This window comes from Caulobacter mirabilis (genome assembly GCF_002749615.1).
Classification (GTDB): Bacteria; Pseudomonadota; Alphaproteobacteria; order Caulobacterales; family Caulobacteraceae; genus Caulobacter; species Caulobacter mirabilis.
Genome location: NZ_CP024201.1, coordinates 547,455 through 563,785 on the forward strand (window position 1 = coordinate 547,455; position 16,331 = coordinate 563,785).

Here is a 16,331-nt window from a genome sequence, read left to right on the forward strand (position 1 = left end):
CTCCGATGACATACGAACGGGAGATCGGCAGCTACACCATCAGCGACGACCCCGCGAGGTTCGATCTGCCGCGCGCCCACCGGTGGATCGCCGAGGAGTCGTACTGGGCCAAGGGCATCCCCTACACGACCTTCGCGGCGGCCGTGCGCAACAGCCTGACCTTCGGGGCCTTCGACAAGGCGGGCGAGATGGCGGCGATGGCGCGGGTGGTCACCGATCGCGCCACTTTCGGCTGGCTTTGCGACGTGTTCGTGGACGAGGCCTATCGCGGCTCCGGCCTGGGCAAGGCGCTGATGGCCTACTTCAAGGACCATCCCGATCTGCAGGGCTTCCGCCGGATGCACCTGGCCACGGCCGACGCCCACGGCCTCTACCGGCAGTTCGGCTTCGGCGACCTGACGGGCGCCGACCGCTGGATGGAGATCCGCGACCCGGATGTCTACCTGCGGGGGCGCTAGGAGCGGCGCCGAACGAGGTGGAGCTTCAGCATGCGCCGCCACCCGATCGCCCCGGCGAAGGCCGGGGTCCAGATCGCAGCGCCATGCCTTGGCGCGAAGTCACCCTTCCGCGAGGGCTGGACCTGAGTCCCGGCCTTCGCCGGGATGATCGGTGCTGATTTGCGGGCGTCAGATCGTTCGCTTTGACGAAGCATCCGGCGAGAGTCAGCCTCGTCGCATGAGCCCCGATGTCCTTTCCGTGATGCGCGGCTATCCGCGCATCTACTTCGCCTGCCATGTCGAGCATCGCACCCGGGACCGCTCGGTCCGGGGGCTGACCGGGCGCGAGGCGGGCCTGCTGGCCCATGTCACCGATCCGGCTGGAACGGGCGCGGGCGACCTGGCGCGGCATCTGGGGCTGGCGGCGTCGACGCTGTCGGCCGCGCTGGGGCGGCTCGAAGGTCTCGGCCTGATCCGCCTGGAGGCTGACGAGGGCGACGCCCGCCGGCGCATCGTGCGGCTGACGGACGAAGGACGCGCGGCGGTCGTCGAAGACTCGGTGCTGGACGCGGGGCGGGTCGAGCGGCTGCTGGCGACGCTGGACGAGGAGGAGCGCGGTCGGGCGGTGAGCGGGCTCGCGTTGCTGGCCGAAGCCGCCGACCGGCTGAGGCGCGCGGAGGGCGGGGCATGATCGTGAAGATTCTCATCGGCGCGGCGCTGCTGCTCGCCCTCGTCGCGGGCGGAGTGGCCCTCCTGGGGCTGACCGCGCCGCGGGACCATGTGGCGACGGGCGAGGCCGTGATCGGCAAGCCGCCGGCCGCGGTCGCGGGGCTGATCCGCGATCCGAGCGGCTATTCCGTCTGGCGCAAAGGCGTGGCGGTGTCGGATATCCGGCGCGAGGGCGGCGCGGTGTTCTGGCGTGAGACCAGCCATGGCGACGCGGTGGATTACCGGCTGGAGGAGGAGATCGCCGACGCGGGCTTCCGCAGCACGATCCTCACCAAGGGCCCCTGGGGCGGTTACTGGATCATCACCCTGACGCCGGAGGGGGCGGGGACGCGCGTGCGGATCACCGAGCGCGGCTTCGTCGACAATCTTATTTTTCGCGGCCTGGGCCGCTTCGCCTACCGCTACGACGCCAGCCTGAAGGCCTATCTCGCGGCCCTGGCGAGCGCCTAGTCCCGGTCGAACACCGTGATCTCGGGCCAGCGCTCGCGCGCCGAGCGGATCACCTTGTCCCAGCCCTTGGCCCGGGGGCGGTTGGGGTTGGGCCGGATGGTCATGGCGAACAGATCATCCAGGCCGAACGGCGCCTCGATGGTCAGTCTGTCGTCCGCCTCCAGCCGGACGCCGACGCCGAAGCAAGGGGCGACGAACCGGCCCAGGGCCTCGGCGCTGCTGTGCAGCGGTTCGTAGGGTTCGCCGAAGTGATCCTCGAACCACAGGTGCACGCGCGCCTGGTTCCGCACCTCGACCTGCTGGTCATAGGGCGGCGGGAAGTAGGCCTCGGCGCGCTTGATATGCACGTCCTCGCCTTCGTAGGTGGTGTCCGAGGCGTCGTGATAGGCGAGGTCGTAGTCCTTGATCCCATGGTCCGGATCGCGGCCCGTCTGGTGGTTCCAGACCTTCTGGTACACCGCGCCGGACACGACCAGCCAGTCAGGCAGGTCCAGCTCGCGGGCCAGCCGCAGCACCGTCATCAGCGAATCCGAGCCGCGGACGATCGTCTCCAGGCGCTGTTCCAAAGTCTCGGTCATCGCAGCGTCCAGCCGTGATCGAGGGGGCCGTGTCCGGCGCCGAACCCGGGCGCGCGCAGCATGGCCTCGTGTACATAGTTCCAAGCCCGGGCGACGGCCTCGGCCAGAGGCAGGCCCTGGGCCAGGCCCGCGGCGCAGGCGGAGGCCAGGGTGCAGCCCGTGCCGTGGGTGTGGCGGGTTTCGATCCGCTCGCCCTCGAACAGCGTCTCGCCTGCGGACGTGATCAAGACATCGACGACCCGGTCGCCGGGCACATGGCCGCCCTTCATCAGGACCGCCTTGGCGCCCAGGGCCAGCAGGACCTCGCCGGCGCGGCGCTGGTCGTCCAGCGAGGCGACGGCCAGGCCGGTCAGGGCCTCCGCCTCCGGCGCGTTGGGCGTCAGCAGGGCGGCGCGGGGGATCAGCAGGGTCTTCACCGCCGCGACAGCCTCGGCCGCCAGCAGCGAAGCCCCGCCCTTGGCGATCATGACCGGATCGATGACGGCCGGGGCGTCCGGAGCGGAGTCGATCAGCCGAGCCACGACCTCGACGGTCGCGGCGTCGCCCAACATGCCGGTCTTGATGGCGTCGGCGCCGATGTCGTCCAGCACGGCGCGGCCCTGCGCCTCGATGATGCCCAGCGGCACGGCGTGGACGCCGGTCACCCCGAGGGTGTTCTGAACCGTGATGGCGGTGATCGCGGTGGCGGCGTAGCCGCCGAGGGCGGTGACGGTCTTGATGTCGGCCTGGACGCCGGCCCCGCCGCCGCTGTCCGAGCCGGCGATGATCAGGACGCGGCCCTTGTGGGATTCGGGAGCGCTCATGACGCGGTTGTAGCGGCGGTGTCGCCCCGTGTCCTCACCCCGCGTGGAAAGCGCGCGTGATGGGCGGCCGGCGCCTGGCTCGCATGACGGCGTCATGCGAAAGGCGCGGCATGACTACTGATGACAAGACCCTATCCAAGACCCTGTCCTACTGGCTCCGGCACCGGCCGGACGCCGGAGGGTTGACCCTGGACGCCCAAGGCTGGGCGTCCACGGATGCCCTGCTGTCCGCGCTGGGGCGCGAGCACGGCGCCGATTTCGACCGTCTGCTGACGGTGGTCGAGACCAACGACAAGCAGCGGTTCGAGTTCAGTCCCGACCTGGAGCATATCCGGGCGCGCCAGGGGCATTCGATTGACGTCGAGCTGGCGCTCGAACCGACCGCGCCGCCGGCGCAACTGTTCCACGGTACGGTGGACCGCTTCCTCGACGCCATCCGAGAGGGCGGCCTCAAGAAGATGCGGCGGCATCATGTGCATCTCTCGCCCGACGTCGCGACGGCCGAGCGCGTGGGCGCCCGCCGCGGCAAGCCCGTGATCCTGGTCGTCGACGCCGCGCGGATGGCGGCGGACGGCCATCTGTTCTTCGTCGCCGGCAACGGGGTCTGGCTGACCGACGCGGTTCCGCCGGACTACATCGCGCCCGCATAATATATGCGTTGACAGTTATATAACTGTATGGGCATGTGTCGGCCATGGACATCGTCTTCGAAACCCTGGCCGAGCCCAATCGCCGCCGTATCCTTGACCTCCTGCGGGAGGGGGAGCGGCCGGCGGGGGATCTCATCGGCGCTCTCGGCATCAGCCAGCCGAACGTCTCCAAGCATCTGCGAGTGCTGCGCGAGGCGGACCTGGTGGCTGTGCGGCCCGAAGGGCGGCAACGGCTGTACAGCGTCAACGCCGCCCGGCTGGCGGCGATCGACGCCTGGCTGGCCCCGTACCGACGGTTCTGGTCTTCGAAGCTCGACGCCCTGGAGGAGCACCTGGACCGGGAGAACCCGCAATGACCCACGCCACCCTGACCGTCCCGACCCCGCTGCCGCCCGACGCCGGTTCCTGGCGCGAGGTGGAAGGCGGCTACGAGCTGCGCTTCGAGCGCCGCCTGCGCCATGCGCCTGATAAGGTCTGGCGCGCCATCGCCACGCCGGAAGGCATCGCCTGCTGGTTCGCCAAGCCGGACATGGAGATGAAGGCCGGCGGCCGCTACGATCTGCGCTTCGACCACCCCTGCACCGACACCTGGACCGAAGAGGACCAGGCTCGGGTGCGGCCCAACTCCATCCTGGTCTACGATCCGCCCCGGGTCTTCGAACACACCTTCGACGGGGACCACGTCGTGCGCTGGGAGTTGAACGCAGACGGCGACGGGACCTGGCTGGTGATGACCCACCACGTGCCGTCGAAGGACGTCGGCTCGATGACCAGCTACCTCGGCGGCTGGACCCAGCACCTGCGGGGCCTGGAAGCCGCGATCCTGGGCCAGGCGACTTCGTGGAACTGGGACGACTGGCGCGCGCTAAAGGCGACGTACGACGAACAGCTGAAAGTCTGATCGATGGCTGACGACGCCAAGAGGCCGGTCGCCGAGGCGGCCATGCTGATCCGCCGTCCGGTCGCGGAGGTCTTCGAGGCCTTCGTCGACCCGGCGATCACGTCCCGCTTCTGGTTCACGCGGGGAAGCGGGCGGCTTGAGCCGGGCGCCCGCATCCGCTGGGACTGGGACATGTACGGCGTCGGCGACGAGGTGGTGGTGAAGGCGGTCGAACCGCCTCGCCGCCTCCTGATCGACTGGAACTACAACGGGACCCTGACGCCGGTGGAGTGGACCTTCGAACCGCGCGGCGACGGCGCGACCAAGGTCACGGTGGTCAACAGCGGCTTTGGCGGCGACTTCGCGGCCTGCGCACAGGACGCGCTCGACTCCACCGGCGGCTTCGCCCTGGTCCTGGCCGGCGCCAAGGCCTGGCTGGAGCACGGCCTCGAGCTGGGCCTGATCGAAGGGCGGCATTCGGACAGCCTGGTCGAGGGCTGGTCCCGCTAGCTTCGAACTCCTAGGTTGCGGGGATGTGCGACTTCATCAGCCTTGTTGTCGATGGCGGCGACGCGTCGATCATCGACGCCGCCATGAGAGCGGCTGGGCGCAAGGCGCATCCAGCCGACAAGCCCTTCCTTGAAGCTTCGTTGAAGCCCGGCGAGCGGGCTTTCTGGACGACGACGAAGATGTGCGACTGCGGCACGGTGCTCGGCCATCCCGGTATAGATGACGTCGACGAAAGGGCGAGAGAAGCCCGGGAGCGAGTGCGTATGCGCCGCAAGGGCTGGAGTGAAGCCCGGATCGAAAGAGCGTTCGCCGATCGGGCGAGGGCGGACGCCTTGGCGACGCGAAAACATGCGGTTGATAGTTTCGACCAGTGGAGCGCCGCCTTGACCGGCGTGCTTGCCACGCCCGGCGTCCGGGCCGCTGGGCTTTTGCTGTGCAGCTATGACAGCAATGGAAGCGACGTGCGCCGCGACTGGCCGGTCCATGCTCCGATCATCGAGGGGCTCCGATCCCTGCGGAAGGGCGAGCTGCTGATGTTCCCCGCCCAGGTGGCGCGCTAGCGCTCGCCCTTCGACGCCGCGATCTTGGCGCTCTCGCGCTTCAGCGGCTTGGACACGGGGCAGACCTCCTGGACGAAGTCGTTCAGGGCGTTGACCATGTTGTCCGGGGTCAGACGGTAGTGGACGAACTGGCCGCGCTTCTCGCTCTCCACCAGCCCGGCGGCCTCCAGGATCGACAGGTGCTGCGACACCGCCGGCTTGGACATCTCGAACCGCGACGCGATCTCGCCCGCCGTCAGCTCGCTGTGGGCGAGGTAGGCGAGGATCTTCCGGCGGACCGTCGAGGAGAGGGCTTCGAACACGCGCTGCATGCTCCGAATTTAAGGGATTAGCTAATCCCTTGCAATTTCTCGCGCGTAGGTATTTAAGGAAAAAACTAATTACCAACTCGATGAGAGGGGCTTGGAGGTGTCGGTGCGGGGTGAAGCGGGCCGGGGCGGCTGGGGTCAACGCGCACGGCGCAACATCACACCGGCTCAGGCCGTCATCGCGATGGCCGTCGGCGCGGGCTGGGGCGCAGGGCTGATCCACGGCGGACTGATTGTGGTGGTCTTGTTTCTGATGGTCAGCGACCCGGTCCTGGGGATCATCAACCTCCTGCTTGTCACAGCCTCCATCCCGCTCAGCTTGGCGGTTTGGGGCGTCGGACTGGTCTTGGCGACGCCCGGCTGGTTCCTGCTGCATCGGCTCGGCGTGAGGAGCCGTTTCGTGGCGGCCGTCTACGGAGCGACGCTGGCGTTCGCCGCTGTCCTCGGCGTCCTCACAGGCGGCTTTGACCTGATCCCGCCGGAACCGGGGTCAAGCTACTCGGCCTCCGCCTACGGCATTCCGACGGTGATCGACGATCGTCTGACGCCCTACGGCTGGTTCGACGCGGCGCGAACCTCGAGCGTCATCGCGCTGGTCGCCGCGATCGTCGGATGGGTGGTGGCGCACGTCGCCTATTCGCCGCCGAAGGAGCCGGCGGCGTGATGACGGGTCATGATCACGACGACGATCCCTACGCCGTCCACTCCGTGATCGAGGGCTCGGACGACGACGCCGTCGCCGGCCGGGTGGTCTGGGACCCGGCCCACTCGCTCTGGAACGGCGGCATGCTCCTGGGGACCGTCGTGCTGGCGCCGCTGTTCTTCAGCTGGAGCGCTGTGGCGGTGTTCCTGCTGACGACCGGCTTCACCCTGCTGGTCGGCCATTCGGTCGGCTTTCACCGGCGGCTGATCCACGGCAGCTTCAAGGCGCCGCGCTGGCTGGACTACGCGATGATGTGGGTCGGGACGCTGGTCGGAATGAGCGGCCCGCTCTGGATGATCGCCGCCCACGACCTTCGCGACTGGGGCCAGCGCCAGCCAGGTTGCCATCCCTACCTGTCGAATCGGGCGGGCTTCTGGACCGACTACGGGTGGAACCTGCATGGCCGGCTGGAGCTCGCCAACCCGCCGCGGGTGGAGTTGCCGCGGGCCATCGCCGACGACCGGTTCTACCGTTTCCTCGAGCGCACCTGGATGCTGCACCAGCTGCCGGTCGCTGGCGGCCTCTACCTGCTGGGCGGCTGGTCTTGGGTGGTGTGGGGCGTCTGCGTGCGGGTCTGCGTGTCCGTGACGGGGCACTGGCTGGTCGGCCGGTTCGCGCACCGGACGGGACCGCAGAGCTGGCTGGTGACGACCTCCGGCGTCCAGGCCCACGACGTCCCCTGGGCCGCCGTCCCGACCATGGGCGAGGCCTGGCACAACAACCACCACGCCTTCCCCGGTTCGGCGAAGCTGGGACTCTATCCGGGACAGGCCGACTGGGGGTTCGCCTTCATCCGCCTGCTGGAGCGGTGCGGCTTGGCCTGGGACGTCCGCACCCCCGAGACTCTGCCGCCGCGCGAGGAACTGGCGCGGGCCTAGCCCTCGACCGCCGCCTGAACCTTCAGCGCCTGGACCATCTCGCGGACGTCGTGGACGCGGACCGCCGCGGCGCCGGCCCGAGCGCCGTGCAGATGGACAGCGATCGAACCGCCCAGGCGGTCGGTCGCTTCCGTCGCCGTCGGGTCGATTCCGGCGATGAACCGCTTGCGGCTGGCGCCCAGCAGCAGCGGATAGCCGTGTCCGCACAGCCGGGGCAGGGCGGCGAGCAGGGCGAGGTTGTGCGCGACCGTCTTGCCGAAGCCGATGCCGGGATCGAGCCAGATCTTCGCCCGCGCCACCCCCGCCGCCTCGGCGACGGCGGCGCGGTCGAGCAGAAAGGCCTCCACCTCGCCCACGACGTCGTCGTAGCGGGGGGCGTCCTGCATGGTGCGCGGCTCGCCCAGCATGTGCATCAGGATGACCTCGCAGCCGAGTTCGGCCGCGACCGCCGGCGCGTCCGGCGAGAAGCGCAGGGCCGCGACGTCGTTCCAGATCGTGGCGCCGGCGGTCGCGGCCGCCCGGGCCACGGCCGGTTTCATGGTGTCGATCGAGATCGGGATGTCGCTCTCGGCCCGGATCGCTGTGATCAGAGGGGCGGTGCGCGCGATCTCTTCCGTCTCGTCGACCGGGGCGGCGCCCGGCCGTGTCGACTCGCCGCCGATGTCGAGAAGGTCGGCGCCCTCGGCGATGAGCCGCCGAGCATGGGTCAGGGCCTCGCCGTGGCCGATGAAACGCCCGCCGTCCGAGAAGCTGTCCGGCGTGACGTTGACGATCCCCATGACCCGGGTTCGCAGGACGGCCGTGGCCGATCTCGTCATCCTACCAGTCGATGTACTTGGTGAAGTCGTCGATCATGCCGGTCCAGACGCCGAAATCGTCGTCCAGCCCCGAGATCGTGCGGCCCGCGTTCACGTTCACGTCGTACTCGACGTAGGGATCCATCTCCTTGTCGAGATAGCCCTTCAGGTAGCGGTGCTCGCGGTTCCAGGCGTTGATCTTCTCGAGCGTGAAGCCGTCCTTCAGGTCGAATCCCGCCGAGAACTGGATCGCTTTGCAGCGCGAGGCCGCGCAGTCGTAGAAATGGATGGCGAAGTTGACGCCGCCGGCGGCGCTGTTGATCTTCGGGTCGCCCTGGGAGTCCTTGGTCAGTTCAGCCTTGTAGCCGCTCTTGTGCAGCCAGCTGACGACCTCCTGGGCGGTCATGCCGTCCTTGTGGATGGTCTGGGCGGCGGCGGCGCTTGAGATCGCGGCCAGCGCGACGCCGGCGGCGAGAATGACAGCCTTCATCGGAACCCCTCGTCAGATCCTGAGGCCCGAGGTCTAACGCCGGCCGGAGACAGCGCCAAGGTCTCTCCGGCCGGCGGCTGTGGTCCTAGTCCTGGTTGCGGGCCGTCACGCCGGTGGGGCGCGGCGACAGCGGCACCGCGGCGCTGGGGCCGCTCGGACGCTTGTCGGTCGGCTCGTCGCGGCTGGGCATCACGCCCTTGAGCACGCCGTTGATCTCCTCGCCGGAGAGCGTCTCGAACTCGAGCAGGGCGCGAGCCAGGGCTTCGAGGTCTTCGCGCTTCTCGGTCAGGATGCGGGTCGCCTCGTCCAGGCCTTCCTGGACCAGGCGCTTCACCTCGCTGTCGATCAGGCGGGCGGTCTCTTCCGAGACGTTCTGGGTGCGGGCGACGGAGTGGCCCAGGAACACCTCTTCCTGGTTGTCGCCGTAGGCCACGGTGCCGAGCTTGTCGGAGTAGCCCCACTGGGTGACCATGCTGCGCGCCAGGCCGGTGGCGGCCTTGATGTCGCTGCTGGCGCCGGAGGTGATGTTCTCCTTGCCGAAGATCAGCTCTTCCGCGACCCGGCCGCCCATCATGATGGCCAGGCGGCTGGTCATCTGCTGGTACTTCATCGAGTAGCGGTCGCCTTCCGGCAGCTGCATGACCATGCCCAGGGCGCGGCCGCGCGGGACGATGGTCGCCTTGTGGACCGGGTCGGCCAGCGGCACGTTCAGCGCCACGATGGCGTGGCCGCCCTCGTGGTAGGCGGTCAGCTTCTTCTCTTCCTCGTTCATGGCCATCGACCGGCGCTCGGCGCCCATCATGACCTTGTCCTTGGCCTGTTCGAAGTCGATGTGGGTGACCATGCGGCGGTTCTTCCGCGCGGCCATAAGGGCGGCTTCGTTGACGAGGTTGGCCAGGTCGGCGCCCGAGAAGCCCGGCGTGCCGCGCGCCAGGGTGCGCACGTCGACATCGGCGGCCAGCGGCACGTTGCGCATGTGGACGCGCAGGATCTTCTCGCGACCCGAGACGTCCGGGTTCGGCACCACGACCTGGCGGTCGAACCGGCCGGGACGCAGCAGCGCCGGGTCCAGGACGTCCGGACGGTTGGTGGCGGCGATCAGGATGATGCCTTCGTTCGACTCGAAGCCGTCCATCTCGACCAGCAGCTGGTTGAGGGTCTGCTCGCGTTCGTCGTTGCCGCCGCCCAGGCCGGCGCCGCGGTGACGGCCGACGGCGTCGATTTCATCGATGAAGATGATGCAGGGCGCGTTCTTCTTGGCCTGCTCGAACATGTCGCGGACGCGGCTGGCGCCGACGCCGACGAACATCTCGACGAAGTCCGACCCCGAGATGGTGAAGAAGGGCACGCCCGCTTCGCCCGCGACGGCGCGCGCGATCAGGGTCTTACCGGTGCCCGGAGGGCCGACCAGCAGGGCGCCCTTGGGGATCTTGCCGCCCAGGCGCTGGAACTTGGCGGGGTCCTTCAGGAAGTCGACGATTTCCGACAGCTCTTCCTTGGCCTCGTCCACGCCGGCGACGTCCTCGAAGGTCTTTCGGCCCTTCTGCTCGGTGAGCATCTTGGCCTTGGACTTGCCGAAGCCCATGGCGCCGCGGGCGCCGCCCTGCATCTGGCGCATGAAGAAGATCCAGACGCCGATCAGCAGCAGGATCGGCAGGGCGTTCAGCAGGATGCTGACCAGCGGCGCGCGGTCCGTCGGACGAATCATCACGTTGACGCCGGCGGCTTCCATCCGCTTCAGCAGGTCTTCGGCGTTGCTCGGCGCGATGACCTGATAGGTCTTGTCGTCCTTGCCCTGGATCTCGACCGTGTTGCCGCGAAACACCGCGGACTTCACGTCGCCGGAGCCCACGCGCTGCAGCAGCGTGCTGTAGCTGATCTCGGCGGCCGGACCGGACGCGGCGCCGCCGCCCCGATTCATCATGCTCCAGACGCCGGCCGCCACGACGACGATAACGGCCCAGATGGCCAGATTACGCAGGTTCATCCGCTCAAAGTTCCTGTGTTGCCGTCCAAAGATAGGACGGCGGCGTCCATTTCGCCACGCGCGCGATTCGTCACACGGCAGGTTCTATGTCAACGGCGCCCGTCGCCGCCTCGAAACGAGGCGATACGAGAGCGTGGACGCGAACCGGCGGGAGCGCTGCAAGGATCGGGCAACTTGGACCCTCGGGGCCGATGATCGCGGGCAAGGCGGGGCGGGCCGCGGCGGGGACGCTCCGCAGGGCTTCCTGTTCCGCCGCGGGCAGGCCTGCGGCGAGGCCGGCGAGGGGGCGGACCGTCAGCGCGGCGGTCGCGGCGGTCAGTTCGAAGCGGCCGTCCCACACGGCCGTTTCTCCCGGAACGAGACGGATCGGCGCCAGACCGCCGCGGGCGGCCTCGCCGGCTTCCCGCGTAAACAGCACCTGATCGTCCAGGGCTTCGACGCGGGCGCCGGCCAGGGTGGCGGTGAAGGCGTCGGTCGACCTCAGGCGCTCGACCAGTCGCGCCAGGCGGTCGCCGCGGGGCGGTCGCGAGGTTCCGGCGGCGCACAGGCAGGCCGCGGCGACATGGGCCGACGCCGCCGAGCGCTCCAGCCGCAGAGCGCCGCCGGCCAGGGTCGCGTAGACGGGCGGCGCGATCGCCGCTGACGGCGCGGTTGGCGGTGAAGGCGCCTGCAGCCGCGCCCGCGCTCGGGCGTACCGCACGTCCGCGTTGGCCGGATCGTCGATCCAGGTCTCACCCCGCTCCCGCAGCCAGTCGCGCAATTCGGCCCGGCCCTGCGCCAGCAGCGGCCTGAGCAGGAAGACCCCGCGGCCCGCCGGCCAGACGGGCGACGGCGACCATTCGGCGGGATCGCCGACGGTCGAGCCTTCATCCCGCATGGCGGCGGCTTCGCGCAGGTCGTCGGCCGTATGGCCCATCAGCACCACCCGGGCGCCGGCCTCGCGCGCCGCCTCGGCGAGCAGGGCGTGGCGCGCGGCCCGGGCGGCGGCGGGCAGGCCGGTCGCGGGCTTGTCCCTTTCCCAGCGCAGCGCCCGGAAGGCCAGGCCCAGCCGCTCGGCGGTCAGCGCGCAGCGTTCGGTCCAGGCGGTGCTGTCGGGGTTCAGGCCATGGTCGACCGTCAGGACCAGCAGACGCCGGCCGTGGGCGTCCGCCCAGGCGCGGGCGGCGAGCAGCAGGGCCAGGCTGTCGCCGCCGCCGGAGAAGGCGACGGCCAGCGGAGCGGCGCAGGAGCGCCGGAGGCGGCGATCCAGGGCGGGAAGGTCTAGGCCGCGCACTTCGCCTGGGTGCGGGCGGCCTGCGCCCGTCCGGCGACGGCCGGCGGCGCCTTGGGATAGCGCTTGGCCAGTTCGTCGAGCGTCTGGCAGGCGTCCGCCGGCTTCTTCAGCGCGATCAGCGAGCGCGACAGCTCCAGCGTGGCGTCCGGCGCCCAGCTGGTCTTCGGCCAACCCCGGATGGCGCCGATATAGGCGCCGGCGGCCTCGGCGTGAGCGCCGCGCACCGACAGGGTCTTGCCCAGCCAGTAGCGCGCCTCGGGCGTCTTGGCGTGGTCGGGGTAGGCTTTCACATAGGTTTCGAACGCGACCTGGGCGGAGTCGTAGTCGCCGTCGAGCATCAGCTGACGCGCCTTGGCGAAGTCGGCGGCGGGGTCGCCGGCCGCGGCGACGGGGGCGGTCGACTCGATCGGCGGCGCGACGGCGGCCGCAGCAGCGGCTTCAAGCTGGCCCGTGCGGCTCTCCAGCGTAGCCAGCCGGTCGACCAGGGCCTTGTTGGCGGCCTGGGAATCCTTCAGCGCGCGCTGGGTCTGGTCGAGTTCGAGGGTCAGGGTTTCGTTCTGGCCGTTCAGGCGGGTGAGCGAGCCTTCAAGGTCGCCGATGCGGTCGGCCAGGGCTTGCATCTGAGCCTCGGTCTCGGCCGGCTGCACGACCACCGGCTTGCCGCTGTCGCGTCCCTGGAAGACGATCGAGCGCAGCTCGCGCACCACCTTCTCCATCTTCTCCAGCCGCTTCACCGAGCGGTCGTCGAGCGGGTCGGGCATCGGCGTCTGCGCCCAGGCGGCGCCGGCGGCGGCGGCGATGGACAGGACAAGCGTGGAGGCGATGAGGGTCTTGCGCGTCATGGCTGGCAGACTAGGTCCCGCGAGGCGTCGAAATTGCGGCTCAGATAAGCAAGGCGGCCGGCGAATGGCAAAAGGGGATCGCGCGACGGCGACCCCCTCCAAGCCGTTCCCGTGACGGACGGCCCTTAGCGGGCGCCCGAGACGATGACCGTGTGGCCGTTGCGGTTGCGGGCCCAGGCCTCTTCGCCGGTGCCCGGATCGACCGGCCGTTCCTTGCCCCAGGAGATGGTCGCGATCCGCGAGGACGAGACGCCGCGACTGACCAGGTAGTCGCGGACGGCGTTCGCGCGGCGGGCGCCCAGGGCGAGGTTGTACTCGCGGGTGCCGCGTTCGTCGGCGTTGCCTTCGATGCGGACCTGGACATTCGGGTAGCGCTGCAGCCAGCCGGCCTGGGCGTCGAGGATCGGGGCGGCGTCGCCGCGAACCTCGTAGCTGTCCAGGTCGAAGTAGACGAAATCGCCGACGTTGATGACGAAGTCCTGCTGCGAACCGGGCAGAACGCCTTGCTCAACCGGACCAGGGCCCGGCTGCGGCTGCGGCTGGCTCGGACCGACCGGGCCGGTCGGTCCCGGGCCGGGTTCCGGCATGGGCTTGGGCTTCGAGGCGCAGGCGGCCATCGAGGCGGTGGCGGCTAGGATCAGCGCCAGTCTAACAGCGCGCTTGGTGTCGAAGCTCATGAAGCTCCCTCCTTGGTCTCAAATCCCTCCCGGGCCTTATAGGTGAAAGGTCCCGGGTCTCTGTTACGCAGGACTATGACTTTTCCTCACAATGACGTCAGGATGAAGTCATTCGACCTCGATTCACCGGTCAGTTGAGGAGCGGCGACCAAGCCGGGTCCGAACCGGAGCCCTGGTAGGGCGCCGGGCGCAGAATCCGGCCGGTGATGTCCACGGTCCACAAACGCGGAGCCCCGCCCGGCGTTTCCCGGAAGAACATCAGAACCCGCCCGTTCGGCGCCCAGGTCGGGCCCTCGTCGAGATAGCTGGTGGTCAGAATCCGCTCGTCGGAGCCGTCCGGACGCATGACGCCGATGTGGAACTGGCCGCCGGTCTGTTTGGTGAAGGCGATGAAGTCGCCGCGCGGGCTCCACACCGGGGTGGAGTAGCGGCCGCCGCCGCGCGAGATCCGCCGCGTGCCCGAGCCGTCCGAGCCCATGACGTAGATCTGCGAGCTGCCGCCGCGGTCGGAATTGAACACGATCCGCGAACCGTCCGGCGAGAAGCTGGGCGAGGTGTCGATGCCCGGGTCGGTGGTCAGCCGTGTCTGGGCGCGGCTGGTCAGGTTCATCACCCAGATGTCGCTGTTGCCGCCCCGCTCGACCGAGAAGGCGACGCGGCCGCCGTCGGGCGAGAAGCGCGGGGCGAAGACCATCCCCGGGAACTTGCCGATCGTCTCCTGGCGCGCGGTCTCGATGTTGAACAGGTAGATGCTGGAGCCCGTCGGCCGCAGCGCCATGTAGGTGATCTCCTGGCTGGTCGAGGAGAACCGCGGGGTCATGACGATGTAGCTGCCGTCGGTCAGGCTGGAGGGGTTGGCCCCGTCCTGGTCCATGATCATCAGGCGCTTGATCCGCTTGTCGCGCGGGCCGCTCTCGGCGACGAACACGATGCGGGTGTCGAAGTAACCCTTCTCGCCGGTCAGGCGCTCGTAGACCGCGTCGCTGATCTTGTGCGCGACGCGGCGCCAGTTCTCGGGCGTGGAGGTGAACTGCAGGCCGAGCAGCTGCTGGCCGGAGTAGACGTCCCACAGGCGGAAGTCGACGCGCAGCCGGCCGTCGCCCTCGACCACCACGTTGCCGTTGACCAGGGCCTGGGCGTTGATCGTCTTCCAGGCGTCGAACCGGGGCTGGACGTTGACGTCCAGGCCGCGCTCGGGGAAGGCCGCCGGGTCGATCGGGGCGAACAGGCCGGAGCGGTCGAGGTTGGCGCTGATCACCTGGGCGATCTCGGCGCCGCGGCCCGCGCCGGTGAAGGCGGGGACGGCGATCGGCAGCGGCCGGACGTCGCCCTGGTTGACGTCGATCTCGATCTGGGCGTGAGCGGTCTGCGGCGCGGCGACGAAGCCGGCGACGGCGACCAGGGCGCAGAGGGCGGCGAGGACGGGTCTGAGGGTCATCGGGGTCTCCTGGCGGTCGTCACATCGAACAGGCGGTCTGGGCGTTCAGATTGAAATTCAGCTTCTCGCCCGCCAGTTCCGGCGGGAAGTCCTTAAAGGGCTCCGAGGCGCGCGCGGCCATGATCGCGCGGGTCATCGCCGCCTTGGTGATCGGATCGTCCTTGGCGCCGCGGATGATCTTCGGATCGCCGAGCAGGCGGCCGTTGGAGCTGATGATCAGCTGGACGGTGATGTTCACCCGGTCGCCGCCCTCGACCTCACAGTTCGGGTTCCAGCGGCGTCCCAGGTCCTTGCCCAGATTGTTGGCGTAGCCCTTCGCGGCCTGGCTGATCTCGCCCGGACTCGCGCCCGGCGCCGGCGTGGTGTTCGGCTTCGGCGGGCCCTGGCGGCCGCCGGCGGGCTTGGCCGGTTTGGTCGACTGCACGTCGCTGAGCAGCCGGTCCAGGTCGAGCGGCGACCGCGGCGACGGCTTGGCCGGCGTGGGCTTGGCGGGCGTCGGGGTCGGCTTCGGCGTCGGCGTCGGCGTCGGTTTTGGGGGCGTCGGCTGCGGCTGGGGCGGCGTCGGCTTGGGCTGCGGCGGAGGCGGCGCGGGTTCCGGCTCGGGCGGCAGGGGCGCGGGCTCCTCGACCTGCGGCAGCTGCTCCTCCGGCCCCTGCGGCGCCTCGCGCAGGATCGGCGGGCCCTCGGCGACCAGGGTCACGGGCACGCCGCCGCCCATCTCCATCGGCTTCTTGAAGATGCCGCCCAGGAAGATGACCGCCAGCAGGGCGCCGACGTGGACGACGCCCGACACCACGAGGGCCGGCGCCATTCCTGTCCGCTCGCGCGCCATGGGCTATTCCGCCGCCGGCTTCAGCGCCGCCGGAGCCGAGGATGCGCCCGACGACGGGCCGCCGGTGTCGGTGATCAGGTTGATCTTGGTGAAGCCGCCGGTGGACAGCGCCGCCATCACCTGGGCCACGACCTCGTAGGAGGCCTTGCCGTCGGCGCGGACGTAGATCGGCTTGTCGTAGCCGCTGCCGGCCAGTTCATCGAGGCGCGGCTTCAGGGCGGCGAACGGGATTTCCGTATCGCCGATGAACAACTTGCCGTCGGCCCGGACCGACAGGGTGATCGGCTCGTTCTCGTTCTGCATCGCCCCGGCTTCGGTCTTCGGCAGCTCGACCGAGACGCCGCTGGTCAGCAGCGGGGCGGAGATCATGAAGATGATCAGCAACACCAGCATCACGTCGACCAGCGGCGTGACGTTGATCTCGCTGAGCGCGCCGCGTCGCCCGCGGCGTCGCCGGCGGCGACCGCCGCCGCCCGCGGCGAAGGCGTCGTGGGTCGAAAGCGCCATGG

Annotated in this window: 22 protein-coding genes; 10 read left to right on the plus strand and 12 right to left on the minus strand. The window is 69.8% G+C overall.

All coding sequences use genetic code 11. From position 1 onward, the window contains the following. Positions 1-5: 5 nt before the first annotated feature. From CSW64_RS02650 to CSW64_RS02660, 3 genes are all read left to right on the plus strand, one after another. A complete protein-coding gene (locus CSW64_RS02650; RefSeq protein ID WP_099620646.1) occupies positions 6-458 on the plus strand; it encodes a GNAT family N-acetyltransferase in 453 nt (150 codons plus the stop codon). Positions 459-675: 217 nt separating this feature from the next. Further along, the gene (locus tag CSW64_RS02655) at positions 676-1,128 is read left to right on the plus strand and encodes a MarR family winged helix-turn-helix transcriptional regulator (protein ID WP_099620647.1); all 453 of its coding nucleotides are present in this window, start codon (positions 676-678) and stop codon (positions 1,126-1,128) included. After that, positions 1,125-1,616, plus strand: coding sequence for an SRPBCC family protein (locus CSW64_RS02660; protein WP_099620648.1), 492 nt, complete (start codon positions 1,125-1,127; stop codon positions 1,614-1,616). The genes CSW64_RS02655 and CSW64_RS02660 overlap by 4 nt, the downstream gene beginning before the upstream one ends. Here CSW64_RS02660 and CSW64_RS02665 read toward each other — a convergent pair. Further along, the gene (locus CSW64_RS02665; protein ID WP_099620649.1) at positions 1,613-2,194 is read right to left on the minus strand and encodes a nucleotidyltransferase family protein; all 582 of its coding nucleotides are present in this window, start codon (positions 2,192-2,194) and stop codon (positions 1,613-1,615) included. The genes CSW64_RS02660 and CSW64_RS02665 overlap by 4 nt on opposite strands. Beyond that, positions 2,191-2,997 (minus strand): bifunctional hydroxymethylpyrimidine kinase/phosphomethylpyrimidine kinase, encoded by an 807-nt coding sequence (gene thiD, locus CSW64_RS02670; RefSeq protein ID WP_099620650.1) that lies wholly within the window; start codon positions 2,995-2,997, stop codon positions 2,191-2,193. Before thiD ends, CSW64_RS02665 begins: the two co-directional genes overlap by 4 nt. Before the next feature lie 110 nt (positions 2,998-3,107). Between thiD and CSW64_RS02675 the strand changes: the two genes are divergently transcribed. The 5 genes from CSW64_RS02675 to CSW64_RS02695 are packed head-to-tail and all read left to right on the plus strand — an operon-like array spanning position 3,108 to position 5,597. Continuing rightward, a complete protein-coding gene (locus tag CSW64_RS02675) occupies positions 3,108-3,647 on the plus strand; it encodes an RNA 2'-phosphotransferase (protein WP_099624085.1) in 540 nt (179 codons plus the stop codon). 44 nt (positions 3,648-3,691) lie between these two features. After that, entirely contained in the window at positions 3,692-4,003 is a 312-nt protein-coding gene (locus CSW64_RS02680) for an ArsR/SmtB family transcription factor (protein ID WP_099620651.1), read from the plus strand. Continuing rightward, complete coding sequence (locus tag CSW64_RS02685) at positions 4,000-4,548, plus strand: SRPBCC family protein (RefSeq protein ID WP_099620652.1); 549 nt, start codon at positions 4,000-4,002, stop codon at positions 4,546-4,548. The genes CSW64_RS02680 and CSW64_RS02685 overlap by 4 nt, the downstream gene beginning before the upstream one ends. A gap of 3 nt (positions 4,549-4,551) precedes the next feature. After that, positions 4,552-5,037: an SRPBCC family protein gene (locus tag CSW64_RS02690; RefSeq protein ID WP_099620653.1), complete on the plus strand. Its 486-nt coding sequence runs from the start codon at positions 4,552-4,554 to the stop codon at positions 5,035-5,037. Positions 5,038-5,060: 23 nt separating this feature from the next. Then, positions 5,061-5,597: a hypothetical protein gene (locus CSW64_RS02695; protein ID WP_099620654.1), complete on the plus strand. Its 537-nt coding sequence runs from the start codon at positions 5,061-5,063 to the stop codon at positions 5,595-5,597. Here CSW64_RS02695 and CSW64_RS02700 read toward each other — a convergent pair. Further along, positions 5,594-5,908 (minus strand): metalloregulator ArsR/SmtB family transcription factor, encoded by a 315-nt coding sequence (locus CSW64_RS02700; RefSeq protein WP_099620655.1) that lies wholly within the window; start codon positions 5,906-5,908, stop codon positions 5,594-5,596. The two genes, CSW64_RS02695 and CSW64_RS02700, sit on opposite strands and share 4 nt — an antisense overlap. A 103-nt stretch (positions 5,909-6,011) precedes the next feature. On the opposite strand from CSW64_RS02700, the gene CSW64_RS02705 reads away from it, so the two are divergent. Together CSW64_RS02705 and CSW64_RS02710 are read left to right on the plus strand one after the other, a co-directional pair. Next, positions 6,012-6,569, plus strand: a complete 558-nt coding sequence (locus CSW64_RS02705) for a hypothetical protein (protein WP_150131314.1) — start codon at positions 6,012-6,014, stop codon at positions 6,567-6,569. Further along, positions 6,569-7,486, plus strand: a complete 918-nt coding sequence (locus tag CSW64_RS02710; RefSeq protein ID WP_099620657.1) for an acyl-CoA desaturase — start codon at positions 6,569-6,571, stop codon at positions 7,484-7,486. The genes CSW64_RS02705 and CSW64_RS02710 overlap by 1 nt, the downstream gene beginning before the upstream one ends. On the opposite strand, the gene folP is transcribed toward CSW64_RS02710, so the two are convergent. The 9 genes from folP to CSW64_RS02755 all read right to left on the minus strand — a co-directional run bounded on the left by folP (position 7,483) and on the right by CSW64_RS02755 (position 16,329). Then, positions 7,483-8,304 (minus strand): dihydropteroate synthase, encoded by an 822-nt coding sequence (gene folP / locus CSW64_RS02715; RefSeq protein WP_245863810.1) that lies wholly within the window; start codon positions 8,302-8,304, stop codon positions 7,483-7,485. The two genes, CSW64_RS02710 and folP, sit on opposite strands and share 4 nt — an antisense overlap. 1 nt (position 8,305) lies before the next feature. Continuing rightward, positions 8,306-8,773, minus strand: a complete 468-nt coding sequence (locus CSW64_RS02720) for a YbjN domain-containing protein (protein ID WP_099620658.1) — start codon at positions 8,771-8,773, stop codon at positions 8,306-8,308. An 85-nt stretch (positions 8,774-8,858) separates the two neighbouring features. Then, on the minus strand, positions 8,859-10,760 hold the full coding sequence (ftsH, locus tag CSW64_RS02725; protein ID WP_099620659.1) for an ATP-dependent zinc metalloprotease FtsH: 1,902 nt from the start codon (positions 10,758-10,760) through the stop codon (positions 8,859-8,861). A gap of 70 nt (positions 10,761-10,830) precedes the next feature. Then, the gene (gene tilS / locus CSW64_RS02730) at positions 10,831-12,033 is read right to left on the minus strand and encodes a tRNA lysidine(34) synthetase TilS (RefSeq protein WP_099620660.1); all 1,203 of its coding nucleotides are present in this window, start codon (positions 12,031-12,033) and stop codon (positions 10,831-10,833) included. Further along, entirely contained in the window at positions 12,021-12,875 is an 855-nt protein-coding gene (ybgF, locus tag CSW64_RS02735) for a tol-pal system protein YbgF (protein ID WP_099620661.1), read from the minus strand. Before ybgF ends, tilS begins: the two co-directional genes overlap by 13 nt. A gap of 125 nt (positions 12,876-13,000) precedes the next feature. Further along, positions 13,001-13,552 (minus strand): peptidoglycan-associated lipoprotein Pal, encoded by a 552-nt coding sequence (pal, locus tag CSW64_RS02740; RefSeq protein WP_099620662.1) that lies wholly within the window; start codon positions 13,550-13,552, stop codon positions 13,001-13,003. Between the two features lie 130 nt (positions 13,553-13,682). Beyond that, the gene (gene tolB / locus CSW64_RS02745) at positions 13,683-14,990 is read right to left on the minus strand and encodes a Tol-Pal system beta propeller repeat protein TolB (RefSeq protein ID WP_099620663.1); all 1,308 of its coding nucleotides are present in this window, start codon (positions 14,988-14,990) and stop codon (positions 13,683-13,685) included. A 19-nt stretch (positions 14,991-15,009) separates the two neighbouring features. Then, complete coding sequence (locus CSW64_RS02750) at positions 15,010-15,801, minus strand: cell envelope biogenesis protein TolA (protein ID WP_099620664.1); 792 nt, start codon at positions 15,799-15,801, stop codon at positions 15,010-15,012. Positions 15,802-15,825: 24 nt separating this feature from the next. After that, a complete protein-coding gene (locus tag CSW64_RS02755) occupies positions 15,826-16,329 on the minus strand; it encodes an ExbD/TolR family protein (protein ID WP_099620665.1) in 504 nt (167 codons plus the stop codon). Positions 16,330-16,331 lie beyond the last annotated feature (2 nt).